The following is a 20,261-nucleotide window of genomic DNA, read 5'->3' as shown; positions in this document are numbered from 1 at the left end:
GCACGCGTGCAGGCGCGTGTTTTCACTGAGTCGGGCAGGGAAAGAGGCAAGGGCTGCACGCGTGGCGCAAGGCATTGCGCAACGCGTTGCGTACGCATGCGTCACGCCGCGCGTGAAGGTCGTGGCAGGTACCGCAGGCACCGGCCCGCGCCGCGCGGCAGCGAGCGCACTATTGCGGCTGGCTGGCCGCCGTGTTGCGCACTTCGGTGTCGGGCCAGCCGCCGCCAAGCGCCTTGTACAGCGTGACAGTGTCGGCCAGAATCTGTTGGTGGACCGCCAACAATTGCAGCTGTGCGTTCAGCAGCGAGCGCTCGGTCTCGAACACTTCGAGCTGCGAGACCACGCCTTCCCTGAGCTGCGCCTCGATCTGCGCCGACACCACGCGCAGCTGCTCCACCTGCTGCTGCAGCTCTACGCGCTGCTTCTTGTGCGCATCGACGTTGACCAGTGCACTCTCCACCTCTTCGAACGCCGTCATCACGGCGCGGCCATATTCGTTTTCCGCCACGCCCACCTGCGCTTCGGTGGTCTTCACGCGCGCACGCACGCTGGGATCGAGCATGGGCAGGTTGATGCTCGGCATAAAGCCGAAGGTGAAGGACTTGAGCAGGTCGCTCAGCGCAAAGCTGGCGGTGCCGCCGCGCGCGGTCAGGCTGATGCTGGGCAGCTGCGCCAGCCGCGCCTGGCCGACGATGTTGTAGGCCGCCAGCACGCGATATTCGGCCGCGACGATGTCGGGCCGGCGCGCCAGCAACTGCGACGGCAGGCCGGCCGGCACGCTGGGCGGCTGCACGCGGTCCTGCAGGCGTCCCGCCGGTACCTTGAGGTTGCCCGCGGGCACGCCCACCAGCGTGGCCAGCGCGTTTTCCGCCACATCGCGCGAACGGCGCAGCTCCAGCAAATCCTTGTTGAGCCGGTTGATTTCAGCCTGCTGCTGCATGACGCGGATCTTGGGCGCCAGGCCATTCTGGTACATGGCCTGGTAAGTGGTGAGGATCTGCCCGTTCTTGGCGACGGTGCGCGTCTGCTGCTCGATCTGCTCGTCGAACTGCAGGATCGTGAAGTAAGTGGTCGATACATTGGACACCAGCGTCAGGTAGCCGGCGCGCCAGTCGGCCTCGGTGGCGCGGAACTCGGCGGTCTGCGCCTGCACGCCCTTCTCGACCTTGCCCCAGATATCGATATCCCAGTTCAGCTGCGCGCCCGCGTTGTAGGTCCAGGTGGATTTCTGCCCGGTGCTTTTCTCGAAGCTCGCACCGGCGCCGATATCGATCACCGGCAGCCCGCCGGCACGTGCTTCGCCGATCTGCGCATTCGCCACGCGGATGCGCGCGGCCAGCACCTTGATGTCGTAGTTGCCGGCCAGCGCCTGGTCGATCAGGCCGTCGAGGTACGGGTCGTTAAAGTTGTGCCACCAGTTGGGCTGCACCGCGTCCTTTGGCGACACCGTGATCGAATCCTGGCGCGACCATTCGGCCTTGGCCGGCGTTTCCGGACGCTGGTACACCGGCGGCCGGAAATCGGCGCAGCCGGCCAGCAGCGCGGCGCATGCGGCGGAAGCGAGCCAGGCCAGGCGGCGCGAGGCTTGGGTCGGCATGACCCGGGGAGCGGCAGTAAGGGATACGGGCACGGTGCGATCCTGCGTGCGTGCGCGGCGGGGAACGCACTGGCGTGCCGTGGCCGCGGAGGTCTGTCTGTATTGTGGTGCGCGCGGGCGCGCGCTCCAACCCCGATCTGCATCAGGCGAAATCCGATGCAGTCGGCCATGGATGGGCACATGAGGCGCGCCGCGAGGACACCCTCGCGGCGCGGCGCCATCTCAACAAGCTTCTCAACGATAGATATTGTTGCTGGCGTTCTGGTTGGTATCCACATGCGAACGGACATGGTCAAGGAAGGCCGAGCCGTTGCCATTCAGGTTGGTGACGGTCTGCATCTGCGCGATTTCCTGCGTGGCGGTGATGCTGCTGTCTAGCTTGAACTTGATCGGGGCGTAGACCGCCGCGAAGGGCATGTAGGCGAGACCGCCGCGCACGGCTTGCATGCGCTTGCTGTCGAGGGTTTCGGTGGCGGCCAGGTCTTTGATGGTCAGCATGATCGTTCTCCGGGTATCGATGTGTGCGTGGGTGCGTGGGCAGCTATGGCGCGGGGCTCAGCCGTAGATGTTGTTGGTGGCGTTCTGGTTGGTGTGCACGTTCGACTTGACGTGGTCCAGGAACGCCGAACCGTTGCCGTTCATGTTGGTGACGTTCTGCAGTTGCGCGATTTCCTGCGTGGCGGTGATGCTCTTGTCGATCGACAGCTTCAGCGGCATGTAGGCGGCGACGAACGGGACATAGGCGAAGCCGCCGCGGACGGCGTGCATGCGCTTCTGGTCCAGGGTGTCGATGGTGGTCAGGTCGTTGATGGTCAGCGTGGTCATGATGGGCTCCTGGTGAGGATGGTGTTGCCTGGGTTGGGGTTCGAGCATCGGGTTGGTGTCGCGCTCGGTTGGGATATCGCAGGGAGCGTGCCAGGAGGGTGCGGCTGGGGGTTGGCGTTTTGTAAACGCCTGAAAATAAGGGATTTTTTATTCGACCTTGCCCTTCAGGCTCAGGTTGCCGCTGCTTTTGAAGGGCACTGGCTGGTGGGTTCGACCCAACACGTTGAGGGTGTGTGTTGGGTGTGCTGTGACAGCAGGGCCGGTACCCTGCTGCTGACGGCAACGCAGGAACGCCTTCGGCTGCGCTGCGCGCCGGTCACATGGGGGGCCTTTTACTTTACGTAGATTGTGATTCGCTTTGAATACACGGGCGGATTTGTGGGGATGTGCTTGTCATCCCCCATGATCAGCTGCAGCGTATGCTTGCCGGGCGGCAGTTCCAGCATGGTTTCAGTCTCTCCCGCGCCGAAATGCAGGTGGTTCCGGTCGTTCGGGATTTCCTTGTCCATTGGCGGCAGCTCGACGTCGATCAGCAAGTGGTGGTGCCCGGTGTTGGCATACTTCACATCCTTTGGCGCCACCCCCATGTTGCGCAATCCAAACCATACCTTGAACGGCTTGCCGGCAGGCATCACCTGCCCGTCATTGGGCCAGCCGATATAGAGATAGGCATTCGGCGGCGCCGGCGTGGATCCGCCCTGGGCTGCGAACGACACCAGCACGCTGGCAGCGAGCGCAGCGGCAGCAAGTAGTCTGGATCTGGACATAACCCTCTCCCGTGGTGGCCGTGCGATGCCACGCCGCACGCAACGCTAGCGCACGGTGATCGTGATCTTCTTCGAATAGATCGGCGGCTCGAACGGTATGTGCTTGGCGTCGCCCATCAGCAGTTGCAAAGTGTGCTTGCCCGGTGGCAGTTCGATGCGCGCATCGGTCTCGCCCGCGCCGAAGTGCAGGTGGTTCCGGTCGTTCGGGATCTCCTTATCCAGCGGCGGCAGCTCGACGTCGATCAACAGGTGGTGGTGGCCGCAGCGTGGCAGCTCGATGCCTTTGGGGCACACACCCATGTTGCGCAGCCCCATGCGCACCCAGAACTTGCCGCCGGTGATCACCGTGCCGTCGTGCGGCCAGATGATGTAGGCCTCGGCGTTGGGTGGCGCGGCTGTCGACAGCGACAGCGATGGCGCGGCCGCGAACACGGCGGCCGCCGCCAGGCGGAACAGGAATCGTCTGGACATACGCCCTCCCCGGAGATCTGCCCGAAACCCGATCACGTTGTCCCGTCAGCCCATTCTTGTTGCTTGTTGGCCAGCGCTCGGCGATTCGTCATTCAGGTTAGGACGCAAGCCCGGAAAATGCGACCCCGGCGAAGCGGGGCGGCTTTGCAATGCTTGGCCCGGGACACAGGCGCTGTGCTATCTTGAAGCAAGCCGGTCTAGGTCTCGGCAACACCACAAAGCGTCCGCAACGCATGTGCCGGCATGCAATCGGGTTCGCTGCCGTCCGACGAGGTGTGAAGATGTGGCGCAATCTACCAGTCGTGCATCTGGCCGCGATGGCCGGGATTCTCGCCTCCACCGCACTTTCCATGGGTGCGGCGTCCGCTGCGTCCACGGACACGCTGCTGCTGGCCGGCATCCTGCCCAAGAACACCGACGAGCAGTATGAGCTCAGCTTCTGGGAATCGATCAAGAACAGCAACTATGCCGCCGACTACGAGGCGTACCTGAAGCAATATCCCAACGGGCGCTTCGCGGTGCTGGCCAAGTCACGGCTCGAGCGGCTGCGTGCTTCGGCATCGGCGCCGGCACCTGCGCCCGCGCCTAAGGCACAGAAGCAGGCCGCGCCGCCGCCCCGGTCCGGCACTTCCTCGGGCGGGCAGGTTTCGCGAGCGCCGGCCGCGTCGGCACCTGCCGCTGCCCGTTCCGAGCCGGCCCCTGCTCCGCCCTCAGCGGCAGCACCCAAGGCCGGCGCCGCGGCCGGTGGCTCGATCAGCGTTGCGCCACCGCCAGCCCGCGCCGGCGAAATTCGCGATTGCCCGACATGCCCGGTGCTGATCCCGCTGCCCGCGGGCAGCTTCACCATGGGCAGCAGTGCCAGCGACCCGGCGGAGAAGCCGCCGCATCACGTCACCATCGGCCAGCCGTTCGCGATCGGCCGCTTCGAAGTCACGGTCGAGCAGTGGAATGCCTGCGTCGACGCCGGCGGCTGCCAGCGCGTGCCGACCATTGCTGAAAGCGCGAAGAACTCACCGGTCCGCGATGTCAGCTGGGACGATGCGCAACAGTACGTGGAGTGGCTGAGCAAGACCACCGGCAAGGCCTACCGCCTGCCGACGGAAGCGGAATGGGAATACGCGGCGCGCGGCGGCACCGCCAGCGCGTTCTGGTGGGGCGACCAGATGCGCAAGGGCAACGCCAACTGCAAGGACTGCGGCGATCCGTGGAGCAACGATGCGCCGGCGCCGGTGGGCTCGTTCGCCGCCAACCCGTGGGGCCTGCATGACGTCAACGGCAGCGTGTGGGAATGGGTGGCCGACTGCTGGCACAGCTCGTACAAGGGCGCTCCCGCGGACGGGCGCGCCTGGAACGAGAACGCGTGCGGCTCGCGCGTGATCCGCGGCGGCTCGTGGCGCGAAGGGGCCGGCTACATGGTGTCTTCCACGCGCTTCAAGTACAGCCCGAGCGTGCGGCAGTCGCAGAACGGCTTCCGCGTGGCGCGCGACATGAAATAGCGTGCGCGCACGAAGCCCGTCGGTGAAGCGCAAGCCAACGCGTGCGCCCGTCAGCGCGCACGCGTCGAGATCTGCACTACGTCCGCGCTGATGCGGTCGTTGCCATAAGTGCGCGCCATCTGCGCCAGCGGCTTTTCCAGCGCGCGCAGGTAATCCTGCTGCCCTTCCACCTCCGTGCGGCGCCCTTCGAACAGCGGCACCGGCGTCGTCAGCAGCACCACCAGCTCGGTGCCGAAGGGGGCCGACACAACCCAGGCGCCACCTTCGCCGATCGTCGCCTGGTGCCCTGCCGGAGCCTGGTGGGCGGACACCCGCGAGCTGGGCACCATGTGCGCGACCTTGCCGTCGGCCGCGAAGTAATCGACGTAGACATAGGACTCCTGCGCCGGCGTACGCAGCTCCAGCACCAGCGGCGAGCCATCGGTCAGCTGCGAGCTCTTGCCACGCAACCGCAACGACGAGGCGGTGCCGCCTTCGCGATTGCCTGACCAGTACGGCGCGACCAGTTTCGCCACCTCGCACTTATCATCCGCAAGCGGCTGCGTCTCGACGGTCACGCCCTTCACGCCGGGCAACTTCGCCAACTGCTCGCGCAGGCGCGCCGGCCCCACGCTTTCGGCCAGGAAGCCGCGCACGCGCAGCGTATGGGCCTTTTCGCTGGCGTTGAGCAGCGAACACGGCACGGCGGCGAGCGCCTTGGTAACCTCGGCCATGGAAAACACCGCTGGGCGCGCCGGCGCTGGCGCTTCTGGCGGCGCGGGAGGTGTGACAGGCTGCGTGGGGGGCGCCTCCGCACGCGTCTCGGCCGGCGCCGTGGCGGGCTGCCGCTGCGCATGCCAGGCGTAGTAGCCGATCGCCGACACCCCGGCGAGCACGGCGGCGACACCGCCGATCATCATCGGCGAACGCTGCGACGGCGTGGTCATCGGCACCGCGCTCATGCCATGCAGGAAACGCGCGACGGTTGGCGTGCGCGTGGCGCGATTCAGCGACAGTGCCTCGCGCATCGTTTTCCACTGCGTGCGGCTGAGCTGCGGGGGCTGCGGCGGCTTGACGCCCGCCTCGCGCGCCTGGTTGGCCGACATGCGCTGGTACGGGTGCTTGCCTGTGATCAGTTCGTAGGTCACGCAGGCCAGCGCGTAGATATCGTCGCGCGGGTCTGGCTCGCGGTGCTCGAACATCTCCGGGCTCGCATACGCCGGCGTCATGCCGCCCAGCGAGCCGGGATCGAACACGGTGCGGTCGGACTCGTCAGCCGGCGGCAGGAAGCCGCGCGCGATGCCGAAGTCGATCACCTTGACCTCGCCGCTGTCGGTCAGAAACACGTTGGCAGGCTTGAAGTCGCAGTGCACGAAGCCGCGCTCGTGCGCATAGGCCAGTGCATTGCCCATGCCGTTGATGATGGGCATGGCGCGCGCCATCGGCATGCCGCTGAAGCCGGGCGCCTTCAGCACGTGGTTGAGCGAATTGCCCGACAGGTATTCCATGGTCAGGAAGACCACCGGCCCGTCGCGGTCGAAGTCGTAAACGGTAACGATATTCCGGTGCGCCAGCGTCTGCGCCTTGCGCGCCTCGCGCTGCAGCGCGATCAGCGACTTGGGATGGCCGCTGAACTGCAGGTTCAGCACCTTGATGGCGATATAGGGCTTGCGGTCGGACGCCTCCAGCTTGCGCAGGTCGAGCGCCTTGTACACCGTGCCCATGCCGCCCACGCCCAGGCACTCTTCCAGCACGAAGCGGCCGTTCAGCGTATCGCCCACGCCCTTGGCATGTGCCGCCGGCGGCAAGGTGCCGGCCTCGGGTGAGGTCGCGTAGAGCGAACCTGTCTGCGGCCCGGTGGCCATGCGCGTGGCTTCGGTAACGCCCTCGTACTGGGTCGCACTGCGGCGCTCGATGCGCCGCATCACTTCGGCATAGACCGCGGGCGGGAACGGGAATCGGGTGTTTTCCTCGATGACCACGCGCGCCGCCTGGCTGGGCGAAGTGGGGTCCTGGGCCAGCGCAGTCTCGAACGACGCAACGAATTCGTCGTCGGACAGTCCGCCGCTCTGGAACTTTCGGATCAGGTCTTTAAGACTGGCCACGGCTCGCCCTGACATGGTTTTCGGGCAGGGTTGCCCGCGCTGTGTGCAGTGCGAAATTGCCCTGTCTTCGATGGATACTAGTGCGCACCCATGGCATGCGCAATCCGTGCGCTTGCGCTGCGCTGCCGGCACGCAACGCCGTGCGCGTGCGGCGCCGGCATTCGTCGGCCGCGATCGGCGCCGACTGTCACTGCGGGGCCAACACCGGCGCCACACATGTTGGCCGGGCACCGCCATCCAGTGGCCCGCAATGGCGCACACGACCGGTGCCGGAAAGCCGACATGCCCGTCAAAAACCCCTTGTTTTCAGGCATTTGCGCGCGGCGCGCGCAGCCGGCTGCGGCGCTGGCACGCTCCCTGCGATATCCCAACCGAGCGCGACACCAACCCGATGCTCGAATCCAAACCCAAACGCAATACCTTCCGCCACTGGAGACCATCATGACCACGCTGACCATCAAGGACCTGTCCTCCGCCGAAACCCTGGACCGCAAGGGCATGCAAGCCGTGCGCGGCGGCATGACCTACATGCCGTTCGCCGCGGTGTACATGCCGCTGAAGCTGTCGATCGACAAGAGCATCACCGCCACGCAGGAAATCGCGCAAATGCAGTCTGTCACCAACCTGAACGGCAACGGCTCCGCGTTCCTGGACCACGTCAAGTCGAACGTGCACACCAACCAGAACGCCACCAACAACATCTACGGCTGAGCCCCGCGCCATAGCTGCCCACTCACACATACCGAGACCCGGAGACCATCATGACCACGCTGACCATCAAAGACCTGTCCGCCGCCGAAACCCTCGACAGCAAGCGCATGCACGCCGTGCGCGGCGGCCTCGCCTACCTGCCCTTCGCCGCCGTCTACGCGCCGATCAAGCTGGCGTTCGACGGCAGCATCGACGCCAAGCAGTCGATCGCACAGATGCAGACCGTTACCAACCTGAACGGCAACGGCTCGGCCTTCCTGGATCACGTCAAGTCGAACGTGCACACCAACCAGAACGCCACCAACAACATCTACGGCTGATCCAGCCACGGCCGCGGCGCGCGGTGGCCATATGCAAGCCCCGCGCCAGCCGCTCCGGAACCCTCATCGAATCACCTGAAGGAGCGCCATCATGTCATCCATCATCGTTCGCGACCTCGCCGTCAGCAAAGACCTCGACCGTGCCTCGCTGCGCGCCGTGCGCGGCGGCAATTCCTGGCTCACCCGCGGTGTCGGCAACGTCGGCCCGCTGGCCAACGTGACCGTCAACGTCAACCAGAACATCGCCCAGCTGCAGAGCATCAATGTCAACACGCTCAACAACAGCTTCGTCGGCCACGGCGCAGGCCCTGTGAGCGTCGATGTCAACCCGTCGCAATGGGCCGGCAACTTCGCCGCGGTCTGAGCGCCTGGGTAATACGGGGAGCGGCGGCCGGCCCGCGAGTGCACCGCGGGCCGCCGCCTATACTGAAGCGGTCCCGCGGCCGCATGGCCGTGGCGCCGCATTACCGGAGACAGCCATGGCAGTAATCGTCATCAAGGATTTGTCCGACAGCGTGGATCTCGACCGGCAGGCCATGACCGCCATCCTGGGCGGCGGGCGCACCGCCGGCGGCCAGGGATGGCATGGGCTGCGGCGCAGCGGACCGGCGCGCATCGTCGATTACCCGGGCGGCCTGCCCGGCAATCGCCACGTGATGCCGCGGGAAGTCCCGCTGGGCCGGTTGCCCCGAAAACCTGCAGACAAGGGGACGGGCGGCTAAGCGCGGGCGGCAACGGGTAGAGAGAAGCGGTCGATCAAATGAAAAGCCCGCCAGTCACTGGCGGGCTTGGTTGCGGACGGGCCCGGACCTTCTCGGTCACGCGGTCAACAGTTCGGTCATTCTTTGCCAGGCAGGCTTCCCATGATTCCGCCCATGAAGCGGACGCCCATCCGGACCACCCGGAGAGTCGCAGGAAGACTGGCGCTTGGGGCAATGACCGCAATGCTTGCCGCTAGCAGTGGCGCAATGCCGCTGGAGGAGGTCAAAGCGGGAACGTTTTTCGTCCGCCCCGTGCGGGCATCCTGTGTGCTCGCGCCTCCAGTATAGGCAGGGGCCGCGGCCTTTCAACCCGGCCGGCGCCTGCGGCGCGCCAGGGTGTCGCCAGCGGCGCATGCAGGTGACGCCAGGCTGACATATCTGGTTACGTTTTCGCAGTGCAACAAAATTTTCTCACTCTGCTATAATCCGCGCCGTGAGTTTCGCAACTGTGAGATCCGCCAACCGCCCGGCACCGGCTTCACCTCAATGCCGCGGCGAATCCGCTGCCCTCCCAAGCTCTGTTTCCTCGCTGCCGGACGCCTAGTTGTTGTTTGCGCCAGCCGCCCAGCAGAACGCACCGCTCACCTGACGTCGCCTCGTCTCCGATCCTGTTGAACAGCCTGAAACCTGAGCTGTTTGCCTGCCAGGGACATGGCCGGACCGCCCAGCGGAACCAGCCAACGCCCTGCCTGCCGCCGTACTGCCAGCTGTGTCTGTCGTAACGGCCTCACCGATTGGCGCCGAAGCCTTTTTAAGACTTTGCACTGCGCCCACCCCATTCTGCGTTCGGGGTGCCATGCATTTATTTGATCATTACGACATGACCCAGCACGACATTCGTGCGGAGCAAGCTATTGCCTCCGCGACCGACGCTTCGATCACTTCCGACGCTGCCCAGATTATCGAGAGCCCGCTCGACAAGCTCGACGCCATGCTCAACGGCAGCCAGGCAGCCGAAGCCCAGGCCGCCACTGAAACCGCTGCGACCGAAAGCGGCTTTGCCAAGCTTGGCCTCGACGCGGCCATCCTGCGCGCGCTTTCCGAACTGAACTACAACACGCCGACTCCGGTGCAGGCCCAGGCCATTCCCGCCTTCCTGGCCGGCCGCGACCTGCTGGTGTCGAGCCAGACCGGCTCGGGCAAGACCGCCGCATTCATGCTGCCGGCGATCCAGCGCATCAGTGAAATGCCGGCGCCGCAGCGCTCGACTGAACCCGCCAAGCGCATGAAGGGCAAGCGCCCCCGTCCGTCGCCGGCCCAGCCCGCGCTGCTGGTGCTGACCCCGACGCGCGAACTGGCGCTGCAGGTGACCGAAGCCGCCGCCAAGTACGGCCGCAACCTGCGCCGCATCGTCTGCGCCAGCATCCTGGGCGGCATGCCCTACCCCAAGCAGCTGGCCGCGCTGTCCAAGATGCCTGACATCCTGGTGGCGACGCCGGGCCGCCTGCTCGACCATATCGACGCCGGCCGCATCGACCTGTCGGCACTGCAGATGCTGGTGTTCGACGAGGCCGACCGCATGCTCGACATGGGCTTTGCCGACGACATCGACGCCATCGTCAACGCCACGCCGGCTTCTCGCCAGACGCTGATGTTCTCGGCCACGCTGGATGCGCGCATCGCCCAGCTCGCCTCGCGCCAGCTGAAGGATCCGCAACGCATCGAGATCGCCGCGGCCCGCGCCGACCAGAGCCATATCGAGCAGCGCCTGCACTACACCGACGACATGTCGCACAAGGAGCGCCTGCTTGACCACCTGCTGCGCGATGTCGGCCTGAAGCAGGCCATCGTCTTCACCGCGACCAAGCGCGATGCCGACTCGCTGGCCGAGCGCCTGTCCGACACCGGCTTTGCCGCCGGCGCGCTGCACGGCGACATGACCCAGGGCGCGCGCAACCGCACGCTGACGGCCCTGCGCCGCGGCAACCTGCGCATCCTGGTGGCCACCGACGTGGCCGCACGCGGCATCGACGTGCCCGACATCACCCACGTGGTGAACTTCGACCTGCCCAAGCAGGCCGAGGACTACGTGCACCGCATCGGCCGCACCGGCCGCGCGGGCCGCTCGGGCATCGCCATCAACCTGGTCAACCACGGCGACGTGTTCCAGTGGCGCCGCATCGAGCGCTTTACCAACCAGCGCGTCGACGCTTCGGTGATCGAAGGCCTGGAGCCGCGCCGCCAGCCCAAGCCGCGCTCGAACTTCGGCGGCAAGCCGGGCGGCCGTGGTGATTTCCGTGGCAATGGCGGCGGCTACCGTGGCGGCGAACGCAGCTTCGGTGACCGCAAGTTCGGCGGCAACGGCGGCGAGCGCAGCTTTGGCGACCGCAAGTTCGGCGGCGAAAGCCGCGGCTTCGGCAACCGCACGGAAGGCGCGCGCCCGTTCGGCGACGACAACCGCGGCGGCTTCGGCAACCGTGAAGGCGGCTACCGTGGCCAGGGCGGCAATGGTGGCTACCGCGGCGGCAACGACGGCGCCCGTGGCTTCGGCAACCGCGAAGGCGGCCGCAGCTTCGGCGATGACAACCGCGGCGGCTTCGGCAACCGCGATGGCGCCCGCAGCTTCGGCGACGACAACCGCAACGGCGGCGGCTACCGCGGCAACGGCGAAGGCCGCAGCTTCGGCAACCGTGACGGCAACCGCGGCTTTGGCGGCGGTTATGGTGGCAACGGTGGCAATGGCGGCAACCGCAACAGCCGCTCGCGCTACGAGCGTTGATGGGCCGGTGCGCTGAGCGCACCTTGCCACCGGCAGCAAAAAGGGCACCCGAGGGTGCCCTTTTTGCATGCGCGCGAAAGACGCTACAGCGCGCAGGTCCGGAAGCCGACGAACGCCAGGTCATCCTCCGGCAGCAGCGCCCAGCGCGCCCGCGCATGGCGCAGCCGCGACGGGCTGGCGAACGATACGCCGCGCACCGCCTGGTGCGTGCTGAAGCGGCCGACAAACTCGCCGTCCGACGGCGCCGCGTTGAAGCCCGCGTAAGGCTCGTACGGCGTCGCCGTCCACTCGCGCAACGCGCCCCATTGCAGCCCGCGGTTCTGCGTGGCTGCCAGCTCCCATTCCGATTCCGCCGGCAGGCGCCGGCCGGCCCACACACACCACGCCTGTGCTTCGAACAGCGTCACGTGGCGCACCGCTTCGTCGGGATTGAGCGTGCGCAGCGTGCCGAAGCGCTCCACCATCCATTGGCGCGAGTCCGGATGGCGTGACCAGTAGCGCGGGGACGAGCGCTCCTGCGTCATCAGCCACTGGCGGCCCGACGCCGACCACCACGCGGGCCGCTCGTAGCCGCCGTCTTCGATGAATTCCAGGAACTGCGCGTTGCTGACCGGCGCGACATCCATCTCGAAGGCCGGCACATAGGTCGGTTGCGGCGGCAGTTCGTCGGGCCACGCAAAGCCGTCCGCCTCGCTCCAGCCCAGCGTGAAGCGCCCGCCCGGGAACTGCAGCGTGCCGCCCTGCCCGGCTGGCCGGGCAAGGCCCGTGGCGGGCGCCGATTCCGCGGGCGCCATGCCCAGCGCCTGCAGCAGCGCGGCCAGCCCCTCGCCCTGCCCATCTTCATGGAACAGCGCGCGGCGGTACGGGTACAGGGTCAGGTCGCTGTCGCCGGGCAGCAATGCCACCCGGCGCAGCAAGCCGTCGAGCACATCGGCGGCATAGCGCTTGACCACGGCCACGTCGGGCAGCGTGACTTCCCAGCGCTCGTCCGGGCCGATACGGTCGGGATCGAACCATTCGTCGGCGCCGTCGAGCAGCGAGGGCTCGGACGCCACCGGCACCGGCACGCCGCCGCGGTCTACCTGGCGCACGCCGCGCAGGCACCACCACTCCGCATGCCAGGCAACATGGCCCAGTGTCCATAGCGGCGGGTCGGCGTCATACTGGCGCGGCACGTCCCAGGCGCGGCGGGTCTGGCCGAACGGTGCCAGCCATGCCAGCGTGCGGTTGCGCGTCTCGACCAGCGCCTGCGCCAGGCCTTCGCGCGGCAGCCGGCGCGGGTCGGACCAGGCCGCCTTGCCGCCGGTGAAATAGAGATCGGGAAGCATGGGAAAGCCGCTCATCGACAAGTCCGCGCAGTTCGCAGTTAGATGGAGTGGGGAGGCAATGGCCGCACCGGCGTGCAGCCTGCAGCGCACGCCGGTGCGGCCATTATGACACCACCTGCCGGCCCTGCCCGGAGCAGCCCGGCGGCAACCCGGGGCAGGGCCGGCAGGCTCAGCCGCGCGCGTGGAACACCGCGAACCAGCCGCGCGGATCGGTCCAGCAGACCGGGTCCTCAAACCCGGCCGCTTCGAGCAGCAGCGCGAAATCGTCAGGCTTGTACTTGTACGAATCCTCGGTGTGGATGCGCTCGCCCGCGCCGAACTCGCGCGCGCCGCCCTCCCACTGCACGCGCACGTCGCGGCATGCCGCCAGGTGCATCTGGATGCGCGACGCCTCGCGGTCGAAGCTGGCCACGTGGCGCCAGTCTGCCAGCACGAAGTCGGTGCCGACGATCCGGTTCACGTTGCGCAGCATATTGCGGTTGAAGGCAGCGGTGACGCCCAGCGCATCGTCGTAGGCGGACACCAGCGCCGCCTCATCCTTGTGCAGGTCGACGCCGATGAGCACGCCATCGCCGCGCCCTGCCGCGCCGCGCAGCCGCTGCAATAGCGCCAGCGCTTCCATCGGGGAGAAATTGCCGATGCTCGAGCCCGGGTAGAAAAACAGCCGCCTGCCGCGCCTGACATTGCGCGGCAGGTCGAACGGCGAGCACAGGTCGGCGCCCAGCCCCAGCATCGGGATGGCGGGATGTTGCTGCTGCAGCGCCGACAGCGTCGTGCGCAGGAAATCGACCGAGATATCGAGGGCCACGTACTGTGCCGGCCGCAGGCTGCCGAACAGGCGCGCGGCCTTCTCGCAATTGCCGGCGCCCAGGTCCACCAGCACGCAGCCGCTGCCGGCGCGTGCCGCGATGGCGGGGGCGGCGCTGGCAAAGATCGCTGCCTCGGTGCGTGTCGGATAGTACTCGGGCAGGTCGGTGATCGCCTCGAACAGGCGCGAGCCCAGCACGTCGTAGAAGAACTTGGGACTGATCGCGGCCGGCTCGGCGCACAGCCCGGCCAGCACTTGCCGGCGCAGGGCGCCGCTGTCCTCGCAATACTGCTGCACGAACTCGGGCTGTGGCGGCGGGCGGTGGGCGTGGCCGTCGGCCAGGGCGACCAGCGCGGGCTGGGCGCCGGGCGCCGGCGAGACGGCATGGCCGTTGTGGTGGTTGCGGGGAGTGGTCTGCTGGGTGTGCTGGGAAGGGGCGTTCGGCGGGTTCGGGACAGCCGGCATGACGTTTCCTTGTGTGGTCGCGAATGGTCACTGCTTCACTGCGTATTCCCCAAGGTCGCGCTGTGCATGTCGTGCGCGCCGGTCTCCGCAACCCGCTCCTGTGCTGTCCGGCGCGCATCGGGCGGAACCGAGCTTCAAGGATAGGTGCATCCGGCGGATTGCGCACCGTTGCATGCCGGGAGGGGCACGATGCAGCACCCACCGCAACTTGAGTCGGTATCTCCCCTAATGCGCCACACCGGCAACAGTTCGTTTATAATGCCGCCCAGCGCGGCCTCCGTGGCCCGCGACCCTCAAAGGGGAGTAGCTCCGGGGCTGATGCCCTTAGCACAATCGTCATTCCGGGACTTCGTCTCCGGTTGTGCTGACCACCGGTGCGCATACCGCGCTTGTGGTCGAGCAAGACCTTTGCAACCTGGACTTCATGGTTTGCAAAGGCGCCCCCATGCCCCGTGCTCCGCGAATCCAGGCGAACCAACGTTAAGCGTGCGCGTTTGCGCTGTTTTGTACCCTGAGGAGAGTTCATGGAGTGGTTTACCGATCTGTTCACGATGCAGTTCCTGACGGCGCTGCTGTCGATTGTCGTCATTGACCTGGTGCTGGCCGGCGACAATGCCATCGTGATCGCACTGGCGGCACGCAACCTGCCCCCGCACCTGCAAAAGAAGGCCATCATCTGGGGCACCATCGGTGCCGTGGTGGTGCGTTCGGCCATGACGATCGGCGTGGTCTGGCTGCTGAAGATCCCCGGGCTGCTGCTGGTCGGTGGCCTGGCGCTGGTGTGGATCGCCTACAAGCTGCTCTCCGACGAAGGCGGTGAAGAAGGGCACGGCTCGGGCGCCGCGACCCTGTGGGGCGCGATGAAGACCATCATCATCGCCGATGCGGTGATGGGCGTGGACAACGTGCTGGCCGTGGCCGGCGCCGCGCACGGCAGCTTCCTGCTGGTGGTGCTGGGCCTGCTGATCAGCATCCCCATCGTGGTGTGGGGCTCGAGCCTGGTGCTCAAGCTGATGTCGCGCTTCCCGGCCATCATCTACGTGGGCGCGGGCGTGCTGGCGTTCACGGCGGTCAAGATGATCGTGCACGAGCCGCTGGTCAAGGCCTTCTTCGAGGCCAACCCGGTGGTCAACTGGGGCCTGTACGTGCTGATCATCGGCGGCGTGCTGGGTGCCGGCTACCTGGTGCAGAAGCGCCGCGACCAGCAGGAACCGGCTGGCAGCCACTAAGGCTTGCCGCCGTGCCGGGGCAGCCGCCCCGGCCCGCTGACGGAAGGGCCGCCCGGAAGGGTGGCCCTTCTTGCTTTAAAATGCCTGCTTTGCGGGTCCAGCGCCCGCGTCACATCCCCTGCCCCGCGCCGATGAAACAGTATCTCGACTTCATGCGCCATGTGTACGAGCATGGCACCGACAAGGCCGACCGCACCGGCACCGGCACGCGCTCGGTGTTCGGCTACCAGATGCGCTTCGACCTGCTCGAAGGCTTCCCGGTGGTGACCACCAAGAAGCTGCACCTGAAGTCCATCATCCTGGAACTGCTGTGGTTCCTGCAGGGCTCGACCAACGTGCGCTGGCTGCAGGAAAACGGCGTCAGCATCTGGGACGAATGGGCCGACGAGAACGGCGAACTGGGCCCGGTGTACGGCTCGCAGTGGCGCTCGTGGCCGGCGCCGGATGGCCGCCATATCGACCAGATCACCGACCTGATGGCGCAGATCCGCGCCAACCCGGACTCGCGCCGGCTGATCGTGTCGGCCTGGAACGTGGCCGATATCCCGCGCATGAAGCTGCCGCCCTGCCACGCGTTCTTCCAGTTCTACGTGGCCGACGGCAAGCTGTCGTGCCAGCTGTACCAGCGCAGCGCCGATATTTTCCTGGGCGTGCCCTTCAATATCGCAAGCTATGCGCTGCTGACGCACATGATCGCGCAGCAGGCCGGGCTGGAAGTGGGCGACTTTATCTGGACCGGCGGCGACTGCCACATCTACAACAACCACTTCGAGCAGGTGCAGACCCAGCTGGCGCGTGAGCCACTGCCGCTGCCGCGACTGAAGATCGTGCGCAAGCCCGACAGCATCTTCGACTACCGCTACGAAGACTTCGAACTGGACGGCTACCAGTCGCATGCCGCCATCAAGGCACCGGTGGCCGTATGACGATCCTGACGCTGGTAGTCGCCAAGGCCCGCAACGGCACCATCGGCCGCGACAACACGCTGCCGTGGCGCCTGCCCGAAGACCTGGCGCATTTCAAGCGCACCACCATGGGCGCGCCCGTGATCATGGGCCGCAAGACCTGGGACTCGATCGGCCGCCCGCTGCCGGGCCGGCGCAATATCGTGGTCAGCCGCAACCCGGACCTGCGCATCGAAGGCGCCGAGGTGGCAACGTCGCTGGAAGACGCGCAGCGCCTGTGCGTGGGCGTCGACCAGATCTTCCTGATCGGCGGCGCGCAGCTGTATGCCGAGGCGATGCCGAGCGCCGACCGGCTGGTCGTGACCGAAATCGATGCCGACGTGGAAGGCGACGCCTTCTTCCCGCCGATCGACCGCACGCAATGGCTGGAAACCGCGCGCGAGACGCATCATTCCGAGGCCAACGGCTTCGACTATGCGTTCGTCACCTACGATCGGCCGCCTTCGGAAGAGTCCTGAGCCGATGCCGGCGGCATTGACAAATCCCGCCGCATCGCCCAAAGTCTGCCCCATGGACCGCCGTCACCTCCCCATCGCGCGAATTATTCGCACCATTCTCCGAATGGTGGGTTAGCGCGCGTCCAGAACCAGATTTCCGCAAACACCCGCCCTGCAGGCGGGTGTTTTGTTTTCCGGCTCCAGGGCAATCGACAACGAATCCCGGAGCCACTCCATGCAAGCCACTGCCGAAGCGACCACCGAAGTCGCCACCGAAGTCGCCACCGAAGTCGCCACCTCCGCCGCATCCGACCATCACGCCTACCTGAAGCGCATCCTGACCGCGCGCGTCTACGATGTGGCGCGCGAGACGGAGCTGGACTTTGCCAGGCACCTGTCCGCGCGGCTGCACAACCAGGTCTACCTCAAGCGCGAAGACACCCAGCCGGTGTTCTCGTTCAAGCTGCGCGGCGCCTACAACAAGATGGCGCACCTCAGCCCGGAAGCGCTGCGGCGCGGCGTCATCACCGCCTCGGCCGGCAACCATGCGCAAGGCGTGGCGCTGTCCGCGGCGCGGCTCGGCGTGCGCGCGCTGATCGTAGTGCCGACCACGGCGCCGCAGGTCAAGGTCGACGCAGCGCGCGCGCACGGCGGGCCCACCGTCGAGGTGGTGCAGGCCGGCGACTCCTATACCGACGCCTACCGTCATGCGATGCAGCTGCAGGCCGAGCACGGACTGACTTTCATCCCGGCATTCGATGACCCCGATGTCATCGCCGGCCAGGGAACCGTCGCGGCGGAAATCCTCAACGCGCACCGCGGCCCGATCCACGCGATCTTCGTGCCGATCGGCGGCGGCAGCCTCGCCGCGGGCGTGGCCACCTACGTCAAGGCGGTGCGGCCGGAGATCAGGGTCATCGGCGTGCAGACGGACGACTCGTGCGCGATGGCGCAATCGGTGCGCGCAGGGCGGCGCGTCGAGCTGGAGGAAGTGGGACTGTTCTCGGACGGCACCGCGGTCAAGCTGGTCGGCGAAGAGACCTTCAGGCTGTGCCGGCGCTATCTGGACGAGATCGTCACCGTCGACACCGACGCGCTGTGCGCGGCGATCAAGGATGTGTTCGAGGACACCCGCAGCGTGCTGGAACCCGCCGGCGCGCTGGCGGTGGCAGCGGCCAAGCAGTATGCGATGCGCGAGGGCCTGCGCAACCAGACGCTGGTGGCGGTGACCTCCGGGGCCAATATCAACTTCGAGCGCATGCGTTTCGTCGCGGATCGCGCCGAACTGGGCAATGCGCGCGAAGCCATGTTCGGCGTGACGCTGCCCGAAACCTGCGGCGCGTTCCGGCGCCTGTGCGCCCGCGTGGGCCACAGGCAGATCAGCGAGTTCACCTACCGGATTGCCGATGCGCAGACCGCGCACGTCTTTGTCGGCATGCAACTGCGCACGGCCGGCGAGGCGACGGAGATCCTCGACACGCTGCACGCCGACGGCTTCCCGGCGATCGACCTGACCGCCGACGAGGTGGCCAAGGAGCACGTGCGGCATATGATCGGCGGCCGCTCGCCGCTGGCGCGCGGCGAGCGCCTGTTCCGCTTTGAATTCCCCGAGAAGCCGGGGGCATTGATGGCCTTCCTGTCGGCGCTGGCGCCGGACTGGAACATCAGCCTGTTCCACTACCGCAACCAGGGCGGCGATACGGGATCGGTGCTGGCCGGCATTCAGGTGACCGACGAGGTGACCGACGGCCAGGTGCAGGCTTTCCGCGAGCGGCTGGCCACGCTGGGCTATCCGTGGCAGGAAGTCAGCGACAACCCGGCGTACCGCATGTTCCTCGCGTAAACGCAAGCGAGCCGCCCGCAGGCGGCTCGCCAGTCGGTCAGTGCCGATCAGTTGCCGGCGATGGTCATCTGCTCGATCAGGATCGAGCCGGTTTCCTTGGTGCCGCGGATCAGCGAATCGGCGCCGATCGCAACGATCTGCTGGAACATCTCGGCCATATTGCCGGCAATGGTGATTTCTTCCACCGGGTACTGGATCACGCCGTTCTCGACCCAGTAGCCCGACGCGCCGCGCGAATAATCGCCGGTGACGTAGTTGACGCCCTGCCCCATCAGTTCGGTCACGAGCAGGCCGGTGCCGAGCTTGCGCAGCATCGCCGGGAAGTCGTCGCCAGGCTCGGTCAGGTTGCTGTGCAGCGTCAGGTTGTGCGAGCCGCCGGCGTTGCCGGTGGTCTTCATGCCGAGCTTGCGCGCAGAATAGGTCGACAGGAAGTAGCCCTGCACCACGCCGTCGCGCACCACGTCGCGCTCGCGCGTGCGCACGCCTTCTTCGTCGAACGGGGCGCTGCCCATCGCGCCCGGGGTGTGCGGCTGCTCGTGGATCTGCACGTGCGGCGCGAACACGGCCTTGCCCAGCGTATCGCACAGGAAGGTGGACTTGCGGTACAGCGCCCCGCCCGACACCGCCTGCACGAAGGCGCCCAGCAGGCCGGCGGCCAGCGGCGCCTCGAACAGCACCGGGCAGCGGCGCGTGGACAGCTTGCGCGCCTGCAGCCGCGCCAGCGCGCGCTCGGCGGCGTAGCGGCCGATGTCCTCGGGGTTGGCCAGTGCCAGCGGCGCGCGCTTGGACGAGTACCAGTCATCGCGCTGCATGCCGCTGCCGCTGCCGGCGATCGGCGCGCACGAGATGAAATGGCGCGAATACGGATAGCCGCCCGAGAAACCGCGCGTGGTCGCCAGCACGAACTGCGAATGCTGCGCCGACACGCTGGCGCCGTCGCTGTTGCGGATACGCGGCGACACCGCGAAGGCGGCGGCCTCGGCGCGGGTGGCGATGTCGATGGCGGCCTCGGCATCGATGGTCCACGGATGGAACAGGTCCAGGTCCTGCGGCGAGCGCTCCAGCAGCTCTTCCTCGGCCAGGCCCGCACACTCGTCTTCCGCGGTGAAGCGGGCGATGTTGTAGGCTGCCTCGGCAGTGGCGCGCAGCGCGGCCGGCGAGAAGTCCGAGGTGCTGGCATTGCCGCGGCGCTTGCCGATCATGACCGTGACGCCGACCACCTTGTCGCGGTTCTGCTCGATCGTTTCCACCTGCCCCTTGCGCACCGATACGGACAGGCCGCTGCCTTCGGAGATCTCCGTGGCGGCGTCCGTTGCGCCCAGCTCGCGTGCCACACGCAGCACATCGGCGGCCATCTCGCTGAGCTGGGCCTGGGTGTAGGTGAAATGCGCGGTCTGTTCTGCGATCTGGTCCATGGGGGATCCGTGCCTGGGGG

General features: G+C 67.1%; 19 protein-coding genes. 10 read left to right on the top strand and 9 right to left on the bottom strand.

All coding sequences use genetic code 11. The annotated features are described in order from the left end of the window. Positions 1-169: 169 nt before the first annotated feature. The 5 genes from IPF36_RS03870 to IPF36_RS03850 form a co-directional block, all read right to left on the bottom strand. Complete coding sequence (locus IPF36_RS03870) at positions 170-1,597, bottom strand: efflux transporter outer membrane subunit (protein WP_165971429.1); 1,428 nt, start codon at positions 1,595-1,597, stop codon at positions 170-172. A gap of 234 nt (positions 1,598-1,831) precedes the next feature. Then, entirely contained in the window at positions 1,832-2,095 is a 264-nt protein-coding gene (locus IPF36_RS03865; RefSeq protein ID WP_133093052.1) for a hypothetical protein, read from the bottom strand. Positions 2,096-2,152: 57 nt separating this feature from the next. After that, positions 2,153-2,422, bottom strand: coding sequence for a hypothetical protein (locus IPF36_RS03860; RefSeq protein WP_133093053.1), 270 nt, complete (start codon positions 2,420-2,422; stop codon positions 2,153-2,155). Positions 2,423-2,754: 332 nt separating this feature from the next. Beyond that, positions 2,755-3,189 (bottom strand): DUF4399 domain-containing protein, encoded by a 435-nt coding sequence (locus IPF36_RS03855; RefSeq protein ID WP_133093054.1) that lies wholly within the window; start codon positions 3,187-3,189, stop codon positions 2,755-2,757. Between the two features lie 45 nt (positions 3,190-3,234). Then, entirely contained in the window at positions 3,235-3,660 is a 426-nt protein-coding gene (locus IPF36_RS03850; RefSeq protein WP_133093055.1) for a DUF4399 domain-containing protein, read from the bottom strand. Positions 3,661-3,941: 281 nt separating this feature from the next. Here IPF36_RS03850 and IPF36_RS03845 point away from each other — a divergent pair, with 281 nt between their 5' ends. After that, positions 3,942-5,156, top strand: coding sequence for a formylglycine-generating enzyme family protein (locus IPF36_RS03845; RefSeq protein WP_135705608.1), 1,215 nt, complete (start codon positions 3,942-3,944; stop codon positions 5,154-5,156). A 50-nt stretch (positions 5,157-5,206) separates the two neighbouring features. Here the strand turns inward: IPF36_RS03845 and IPF36_RS03840 are convergent, their stop codons facing one another. Then, positions 5,207-7,255, bottom strand: a complete 2,049-nt coding sequence (locus IPF36_RS03840) for a protein kinase (RefSeq protein WP_135705609.1) — start codon at positions 7,253-7,255, stop codon at positions 5,207-5,209. A 426-nt stretch (positions 7,256-7,681) separates the two neighbouring features. Between IPF36_RS03840 and IPF36_RS03835 the strand changes: the two genes are divergently transcribed. The 5 genes from IPF36_RS03835 (at position 7,682) to IPF36_RS03815 (ending at position 11,751) form a co-directional block, all read left to right on the top strand. After that, positions 7,682-7,951, top strand: coding sequence for a hypothetical protein (locus IPF36_RS03835; protein ID WP_116320898.1), 270 nt, complete (start codon positions 7,682-7,684; stop codon positions 7,949-7,951). A 50-nt stretch (positions 7,952-8,001) separates the two neighbouring features. After that, positions 8,002-8,271 (top strand): hypothetical protein, encoded by a 270-nt coding sequence (locus IPF36_RS03830; RefSeq protein ID WP_133093058.1) that lies wholly within the window; start codon positions 8,002-8,004, stop codon positions 8,269-8,271. Positions 8,272-8,362: 91 nt separating this feature from the next. Beyond that, a complete protein-coding gene (locus IPF36_RS03825; RefSeq protein ID WP_133093059.1) occupies positions 8,363-8,635 on the top strand; it encodes a hypothetical protein in 273 nt (90 codons plus the stop codon). A 115-nt stretch (positions 8,636-8,750) separates the two neighbouring features. Beyond that, positions 8,751-8,993, top strand: coding sequence for a hypothetical protein (locus IPF36_RS03820; protein ID WP_133093060.1), 243 nt, complete (start codon positions 8,751-8,753; stop codon positions 8,991-8,993). A gap of 859 nt (positions 8,994-9,852) precedes the next feature. Next, on the top strand, positions 9,853-11,751 hold the full coding sequence (locus tag IPF36_RS03815) for a DEAD/DEAH box helicase (protein WP_195427350.1): 1,899 nt from the start codon (positions 9,853-9,855) through the stop codon (positions 11,749-11,751). A gap of 83 nt (positions 11,752-11,834) precedes the next feature. Here IPF36_RS03815 and IPF36_RS03810 read toward each other — a convergent pair whose 3' ends face one another. Continuing rightward, entirely contained in the window at positions 11,835-13,094 is a 1,260-nt protein-coding gene (locus tag IPF36_RS03810; RefSeq protein WP_195427349.1) for an SUMF1/EgtB/PvdO family nonheme iron enzyme, read from the bottom strand. A gap of 154 nt (positions 13,095-13,248) precedes the next feature. Next, on the bottom strand, positions 13,249-14,352 hold the full coding sequence (gene egtD / locus IPF36_RS03805) for an L-histidine N(alpha)-methyltransferase (RefSeq protein WP_195427348.1): 1,104 nt from the start codon (positions 14,350-14,352) through the stop codon (positions 13,249-13,251). A gap of 524 nt (positions 14,353-14,876) precedes the next feature. Between egtD and IPF36_RS03800 the strand changes: the two genes are divergently transcribed. The 4 genes from IPF36_RS03800 (at position 14,877) to ilvA (ending at position 18,826) form a co-directional block, all read left to right on the top strand. Beyond that, the gene (locus tag IPF36_RS03800; RefSeq protein ID WP_133093064.1) at positions 14,877-15,581 is read left to right on the top strand and encodes a TerC family protein; all 705 of its coding nucleotides are present in this window, start codon (positions 14,877-14,879) and stop codon (positions 15,579-15,581) included. A 131-nt stretch (positions 15,582-15,712) separates the two neighbouring features. Next, positions 15,713-16,507: a thymidylate synthase gene (locus IPF36_RS03795; RefSeq protein WP_195427347.1), complete on the top strand. Its 795-nt coding sequence runs from the start codon at positions 15,713-15,715 to the stop codon at positions 16,505-16,507. After that, positions 16,504-17,004: a dihydrofolate reductase gene (locus tag IPF36_RS03790; RefSeq protein WP_133093066.1), complete on the top strand. Its 501-nt coding sequence runs from the start codon at positions 16,504-16,506 to the stop codon at positions 17,002-17,004. Before IPF36_RS03795 ends, IPF36_RS03790 begins: the two co-directional genes overlap by 4 nt. A 214-nt stretch (positions 17,005-17,218) precedes the next feature. Continuing rightward, positions 17,219-18,826, top strand: coding sequence for a threonine ammonia-lyase, biosynthetic (gene ilvA / locus IPF36_RS03785; RefSeq protein WP_195427346.1), 1,608 nt, complete (start codon positions 17,219-17,221; stop codon positions 18,824-18,826). Between the two features lie 47 nt (positions 18,827-18,873). Here the strand turns inward: ilvA and pmbA are convergent, their stop codons facing one another. Continuing rightward, a complete protein-coding gene (gene pmbA, locus IPF36_RS03780; RefSeq protein WP_133093068.1) occupies positions 18,874-20,241 on the bottom strand; it encodes a metalloprotease PmbA in 1,368 nt (455 codons plus the stop codon). Positions 20,242-20,261: the final 20 nt, after the last annotated feature.

Source organism: Cupriavidus sp. IK-TO18 (assembly GCF_015549295.1).
Lineage (GTDB): Bacteria > Pseudomonadota > Gammaproteobacteria > Burkholderiales > Burkholderiaceae > Cupriavidus > Cupriavidus oxalaticus_A.
The sequence above is the reverse complement of the archived record's forward strand: the minus strand, read 5'-3'. Positions and strand labels throughout refer to the sequence as shown.

Bases quoted from the DNA above. Each gene is read 5' to 3' on its own strand.
- IPF36_RS03870 (WP_165971429.1), bottom strand. From the start codon at position 1,597: ATGCCGACCCAAGCCTCGCGCCGCCTGGCCTGGCTCGCTTCCGCCGCA.
- IPF36_RS03865 (WP_133093052.1), bottom strand. From the start codon at position 2,095: ATGCTGACCATCAAAGACCTGGCCGCCACCGAAACCCTCGACAGCAAG.
- IPF36_RS03860 (WP_133093053.1), bottom strand. From the start codon at position 2,422: ATGACCACGCTGACCATCAACGACCTGACCACCATCGACACCCTGGAC.
- IPF36_RS03855 (WP_133093054.1), bottom strand. From the start codon at position 3,189: ATGTCCAGATCCAGACTACTTGCTGCCGCTGCGCTCGCTGCCAGCGTG.
- IPF36_RS03850 (WP_133093055.1), bottom strand. From the start codon at position 3,660: ATGTCCAGACGATTCCTGTTCCGCCTGGCGGCGGCCGCCGTGTTCGCG.
- IPF36_RS03845 (WP_135705608.1), top strand. From the start codon at position 3,942: ATGTGGCGCAATCTACCAGTCGTGCATCTGGCCGCGATGGCCGGGATT.
- IPF36_RS03840 (WP_135705609.1), bottom strand. From the start codon at position 7,255: ATGTCAGGGCGAGCCGTGGCCAGTCTTAAAGACCTGATCCGAAAGTTC.
- IPF36_RS03835 (WP_116320898.1), top strand. From the start codon at position 7,682: ATGACCACGCTGACCATCAAGGACCTGTCCTCCGCCGAAACCCTGGAC.
- IPF36_RS03830 (WP_133093058.1), top strand. From the start codon at position 8,002: ATGACCACGCTGACCATCAAAGACCTGTCCGCCGCCGAAACCCTCGAC.
- IPF36_RS03825 (WP_133093059.1), top strand. From the start codon at position 8,363: ATGTCATCCATCATCGTTCGCGACCTCGCCGTCAGCAAAGACCTCGAC.
- IPF36_RS03820 (WP_133093060.1), top strand. From the start codon at position 8,751: ATGGCAGTAATCGTCATCAAGGATTTGTCCGACAGCGTGGATCTCGAC.
- IPF36_RS03815 (WP_195427350.1), top strand. From the start codon at position 9,853: ATGACCCAGCACGACATTCGTGCGGAGCAAGCTATTGCCTCCGCGACC.
- IPF36_RS03810 (WP_195427349.1), bottom strand. From the start codon at position 13,094: ATGAGCGGCTTTCCCATGCTTCCCGATCTCTATTTCACCGGCGGCAAG.
- egtD (WP_195427348.1), bottom strand. From the start codon at position 14,352: ATGCCGGCTGTCCCGAACCCGCCGAACGCCCCTTCCCAGCACACCCAG.
- IPF36_RS03800 (WP_133093064.1), top strand. From the start codon at position 14,877: ATGGAGTGGTTTACCGATCTGTTCACGATGCAGTTCCTGACGGCGCTG.
- IPF36_RS03795 (WP_195427347.1), top strand. From the start codon at position 15,713: ATGAAACAGTATCTCGACTTCATGCGCCATGTGTACGAGCATGGCACC.
- IPF36_RS03790 (WP_133093066.1), top strand. From the start codon at position 16,504: ATGACGATCCTGACGCTGGTAGTCGCCAAGGCCCGCAACGGCACCATC.
- ilvA (WP_195427346.1), top strand. From the start codon at position 17,219: ATGCAAGCCACTGCCGAAGCGACCACCGAAGTCGCCACCGAAGTCGCC.
- pmbA (WP_133093068.1), bottom strand. From the start codon at position 20,241: ATGGACCAGATCGCAGAACAGACCGCGCATTTCACCTACACCCAGGCC.